Source organism: Marinagarivorans sp. (assembly GCF_982758155.1).
Genome location: NZ_CEXWTU010000290.1, coordinates 1 through 5,150 on the forward strand (window position 1 = coordinate 1; position 5,150 = coordinate 5,150).

A 5,150-nucleotide genomic window follows, 5' to 3' on the forward strand; every position below is an offset into this window, starting at 1 on the left:
TGAGAAAACAGGCGCCCTCGTCTAATTGGACAAACTATTATTGCCTCGCCCCTTAAGTTGTCACAGAGTGACGCATGATGCGGCGATGCAAGGGTGCTTCGCCCCAGGGGTTACGCGAACCACTCAAGCCTACTAATTCGCCAATACCGGCTTTCCATGATTTAACGGATAAACCATCGGTCGTATCAGCGTTAGGGATTAAGCCGCCTCTATCGGTAATACCGGTGGATTTACCGCCTACTACGTTATCGCTGATCACAATAGTGCTTAAGTGTGGGCCGTGATTGTTAATCAGTGGAATACGCGAATGCTCAGAAACAAACACAATCGTCAGGTTCATATCATCACGGCCTAACATACGGTCGCAGAAAGTGGCTAAACCCGCTTCCATTAGCTTAAAGTAACCACGTGAGCGTGAACCGTCGTTATCGTCATGAGTATCCCAGTAGGTACCGCCGCCTTCGCCTACAGCCACTACGTTTACGCCACTGCGGAATAAGCCTTCGGCCACTTTAAGCTTTTGGCCAACGCCGGGTGCCATAGCATAGGCGCTTTCAATTTCAGCGGCATTAAGCTCTACTGCCGGCGCTGCCATTGAGGCCGCTAAACCGCCGTAGCCATCGAGTGCACTGGCAAGGTTAACGCGGTTTCGAAAGCCCTCCTCAGTAAATGTGTTTGCCGTGCGCTCAATGATTTTGCCCATAGTAGGGCGGTGTTCTTTAGGTAGAACATCACCCACGCCATTTAAAGTTGCAAGGGCAGAGCTAAGGCTGGAGACGGGCTCGAGTGCAACACCGTTAACATTCGTGCCGTCATTGGCACCCATGACGCCACCAACGCGGGCACACTTGATTGGGCTATTGCCGCCCATACCAGCAGCGAGTGCCTGAGCTAAACCGCCTTCTGGGCTCTTCCAAAAATGGTGTGCCGAGTTATGGTTGGATGCGCCTACAGTACCCAAGCAGCCAAAGCGGTCCCAGGCTTTTTGTGGTAGACCACCCCAGGATTCGACGTCGTAGCTGATTTCATCGAGTATTTGAATGGGTTTGCCTACTTGGTTACCCTCGTTAGAAAAGCCAAAGCTCATTTCAGCTGCGGTATTCCCTGCAAAAGATGCAGCTGATGTCATCATTGGCGCATAACCGCCGTTCATCATCACTAAAAGTAGGCGTGATGGCTTGCCATCGACCATGGCTGCAGGTAATTGAGCTTGTGCTGAAAGTGGGAGCCCGGCCATGCCGGCGACACCCATTGCGCTTGCGCCTTGTATGAATTGTCGTCTATTAAACATTGTTAATCTCCCAATTAAAATGTGATTGCGGGTAAGGCAACCATCATAGATACACAGGCATATACAGCTTGTGTTTTAGCATTGTTAAGCTCGTCGGCGTCAATTAAGGCTACATCGGCGCAGGCTTGCAGTTCGGTGGCGGTGGCGGGGCGTAACCACATGCGATTGGCCCAGTCGGCACACGCATTTTTGAGGCTTGCGTCATTGATGGCAGGTAAGTTGGCTTCATCTTCACAGCCTTGTAGAGCCGCATTGACTAATACGTTAAGTGCGGATGCGCCCAACTCACCTTCGGTATGCCAAAACTCTGGTGCTGGCTTAAAGGCTCCACGAGAGCCGGCTAATACACTAGGAACACTGCCAAAAATACGATCAAAGTCGGTGGTAAACATGTCGTACGTTTTAAGCCTACGTGTATCTTGGCCGGTACGGTTTTCTGTTGTTACTTTTACGCCACCGTCTATGCCATTTTTATTGGTTAGGGCCCATTGGTTAACGGTATTCCAAATGTAATCTGCGGCTTGATCTGCGCACTCATTTTCGATGCTGCAAAGGCTTGGGTTAAGCTCGCCAGAGGTAGGTGGCATTTCATCATTGATGTATTGACGTAATCCGAGCCAGGTATCGCAGTTTTCACACTGAACAAATATCTCGGCTTCAGCGCCATGGCAGATATTGCACGTAAGGCTAGCGCTGGTATAGGCTAATCGGCCCTTTTCAACGCGCACCGCACGAACGCTATCGTCTACTTGATCAGCGATAGTGCTACCTTCATTGCCATACCCGCTTAATATATAAGCTGCTGCATCGCGTGCGCAGTCACCTACGCAGTTACCCGGTGCACCAAATGGCATGGCAGCCTCTAGGTACTGAGTAAGGCCTTCCAAGGTACCATCGTGCTTAAGGCTATCGGTAGGGATGGGAGACTGTTGTGGACCTTCGCCCTTGCCGTCAGCGCCATGACATTTTGCACAACCTAAGCTTTCGCTATCATAGAAATTCTTCCCTGCGGCTAAGTCAGGGGTGTTTGATGCTGTAGAACTTGCCACGCTAGAAGAGGAATCCAGCGAAGAGCTAGGCATGCTCGACGAGTTTATTGCTAGTGATGATGAGCTAGCAACTGATGAAGATGGCGTAGAGCTGGCTTCAGATGAGACTGCTATAGAAGAAACGGCCACTGATGATGAAGCGACAGAAGATACCGCTTGCACTGATGAGGAATTCTCTGATGAGGAACTCCCTGATGGAACAGGGTCAGCTACACAGCCACTAAGTGCAATCGCGAGCGCGGTGCTAGCGAGTAGTTTTGAGTTGCTTAAAAAGGCGCTCATAGGTTTGGCTCCGCCAAAAAATGAAAAGGGCGATGGTATGCGTGTATTAAATAACATGGTTACCCCTCCTCTTTACAAAAGTAATCAGACTCTACAAAGTACTTAACGGCGGTGGTGATATAACCCGACTCTGTAAATGCTTCAACGCAGCCATCAAATACTTCTCTGTCTGGCCCGCGGCGTTCGCGGCCAAAAGAAAACTCAAAAGCAATGGCGCAAGCGTTAGTGAAAAATTCAGGGCGCTCGGCGAGTACGGCAGTTAAGCTTTTAAGGTCTGTGACTGTTTGGCCATAAACTACTTGGCTGTTTGATTCTGCTGGCTTCTCATTGAAATTTTGTGCATCACTAGTTTCGCGGTTTACCCTAGGTAAAATGCTTGCGATGTTATCTAGTCCGTAATCAGATGCCACGTGACAACCGTAGCAAACAGCGTTTGGATCTGTACGGTCACTTTTACCGCTTCCTCCGCTGTTGCTTACAGTGAGGGCCTCGAGGTTCAAGCCGATTTGGTTGTTAAGAATAAGGTAGGCCGTGCGCAGTTTAATGCCTTCCTCTTCGTTGCCTTTGTAGGTTTTTTTCCAGCCCTTATCAGAAAAGTACCCTGAGGCTCTTTGACCGCCAGCGCCTTCTTCCATATCTTGTGGGTTAAAGCCGCCATCGTAGGGGCGATAGCCTTCGGTAAAAAGGTTCTTCCATGGATATTCTGTAGCGTGGCCACTATTTTGCCGAGGCGTAAATAAGTAACGTGTCACTCCCATATATACAGGGTTGTTGTTACGGCCTTCTGCCGGTAGCCAATTCATATGTGCGTTAACAAATTCAGCGAAGTTCTCTTGAAATTCCTCTTCAAGAATCATAGCGTCCACATTGGCAAGCGGATTGGACATTTGTAGTTCTGTTGCGGTAGCGGATCGGCCGTAAAGTGTGCTGTGTAGTTTCTGGCTACATTGCATCGCAGTTTCGGCAAAGCTGGGTGCCACTGAGAGTAATGTTGCAGAAACTGCCAGACGCCCCAAGGGGCCGATAAGCCTTTTAATGGTTATCATGATGGTTTCCTTAATGGTTAGTGCATTTATTGTTGGTTCGCGTTCCGCTAATGGCGATACGCTTAAGTCTTTTCTTGTGGTCTCACGCTGATGTTTTTTGATCATAATAAGAATACAGTTTTCGCTTTTTTTGCAGCATAGCGGGTATGTTTATTATGAAGTGTCGACCTCATCACAAAGTGAGATTCGGTGGTCTTGAAATATTCCTATATGGTGATTTTTTCACAATTGTGCGACTCAGATCTCTCTCGTGAAATCCGCTACAGGCTCCTGAAAATAAAGCGTTCAGGTCATTTTTTTGTCCCGAGTAGACATTCTTACGATTTTGTCCATCGATGTCAGTAATAGTGATTTTTGGTCAGTTTCGCAGGGGGTTTTAGTGGGCTGGCAGAAAACTCGACAATTGTTTGATGCGCCAGTATTCGTTAGAATGCGCACAAATTTTGATCAACCCGTATTTCTCAAATGGACTTCGTTATGCCCTTCGCCCCACGTGCTTTATTTGCCCTTATTTCCTCCGCTGTTTTAGCCACACCCGCCTTCGCGGCGATTAGCGCTGTCGATGATTTTCGTCAGATACCGCAAGATACGGCGGTGGTAATTGATGTGCTCTTCAACGATTCCACCGACCAAGAGGGTTTGAGGATAGTGGGTGATCCGGTTGCTACACATGGTGTGGTAACCCCAGCAGACGGCGGTGGCTTGCGTTACCAGCCGAATGAAGGTTTTTATGGTACCGATAGCTTTATATACACCATTGAAAACAACGCCGGCGAGAGCGATACCGCACAGGTGAGCATCACGGTGGTGGCGCAAGAAGCTGTAGTGCAGGAGGGCGTGGCGCAGGCAGCTAGTATTGCGCAAGCGGCGCCGCAGGCCGCGAACAATGTTATGCAGAGCCACCGTGATGCGGTGTCGTTATTTTTAGATGGCGGCAGTTATGCCTCGGTTAATGATAAGAAAGTTACGCGGGTGAATGGTGCACTGGGTGGTGCGGCAGGGGATAGCGGCTTTGCGTTTGGCGGCGTATTTGCCAGCGTGAACAGGCGCAGTGGCGAGCAAGATGCCGGCGATATAAATAAGGGTGAATTACAAAATGGCTACAAAGACAGCCTCAATGGCGCAACGGTGGGCGCCGATGTGTTGTGGCGCGATAACTGGGTGATGGGCGCCGCTTTGGGTTTTTCGAACCGTACCACTGAATTTTCGGATGTTAATAAAGATGGTAAAGGCGATGGCGACTTTGACATGTCGGACGTCAGCCTTTTAGGTTTTGCCAGCTACCGTGATGATGCCTTTAATGTGCAGGTGCAGTTGGGCTATTCCAGTTTAGATTACAGTTTTGAACATGCCGATAGCGCGGGTAACAATCGTTTCGCTTTTGTGAAAGGGCAGTACGCCTTTCGTAAGGGCGGCTGGCAGTTTATTCCGGGTTTGTCGTTAAACTACCAAAACCAATTTGTTGAGGCTTACGTTGAATAG

General features: G+C 49.2%; 5 protein-coding genes. 2 read left to right on the forward strand and 3 right to left on the reverse strand.

The genetic code is table 11. The features are described from left to right. Positions 1-52 precede the first annotated feature (52 nt). Positions 53-1,291: a twin-arginine translocation signal domain-containing protein gene (locus AC3A8L_RS19570; RefSeq protein ID WP_487963954.1), complete on the reverse strand. Its 1,239-nt coding sequence runs from the start codon at positions 1,289-1,291 to the stop codon at positions 53-55. A gap of 14 nt (positions 1,292-1,305) precedes the next feature. Then, positions 1,306-2,340: a c-type cytochrome gene (locus tag AC3A8L_RS19575; protein ID WP_487963955.1), complete on the reverse strand. Its 1,035-nt coding sequence runs from the start codon at positions 2,338-2,340 to the stop codon at positions 1,306-1,308. Here AC3A8L_RS19575 and AC3A8L_RS19580 point away from each other — a divergent pair. After that, entirely contained in the window at positions 2,315-2,728 is a 414-nt protein-coding gene (locus tag AC3A8L_RS19580) for a hypothetical protein (RefSeq protein ID WP_487963956.1), read from the forward strand. The genes AC3A8L_RS19575 and AC3A8L_RS19580 overlap by 26 nt on opposite strands. Here the strand turns inward: AC3A8L_RS19580 and AC3A8L_RS19585 are convergent. Continuing rightward, positions 2,682-3,668 carry a hypothetical protein gene (locus tag AC3A8L_RS19585; protein WP_487963957.1) on the reverse strand — a complete coding sequence of 329 codons (987 nt, stop codon included), beginning with the start codon at positions 3,666-3,668 and terminating at the stop codon, positions 2,682-2,684. The genes AC3A8L_RS19580 and AC3A8L_RS19585 overlap by 47 nt on opposite strands. 477 nt (positions 3,669-4,145) lie before the next feature. Between AC3A8L_RS19585 and AC3A8L_RS19590 the strand changes: the two genes are divergently transcribed. Beyond that, on the forward strand, positions 4,146-5,150 hold the full coding sequence (locus tag AC3A8L_RS19590) for an Ig-like domain-containing protein (protein WP_487963958.1): 1,005 nt from the start codon (positions 4,146-4,148) through the stop codon (positions 5,148-5,150).

Excerpts from the sequence above, each read along its gene's own strand:
- AC3A8L_RS19570 (WP_487963954.1), bottom strand. The coding sequence starts at position 1,291 with ATGTTTAATAGACGACAATTCATACAAGGCGCAAGCGCAATGGGTGTC.
- AC3A8L_RS19585 (WP_487963957.1), bottom strand. The coding sequence starts at position 3,668 with ATGATAACCATTAAAAGGCTTATCGGCCCCTTGGGGCGTCTGGCAGTT.
- AC3A8L_RS19590 (WP_487963958.1), top strand. The coding sequence starts at position 4,146 with ATGCCCTTCGCCCCACGTGCTTTATTTGCCCTTATTTCCTCCGCTGTT.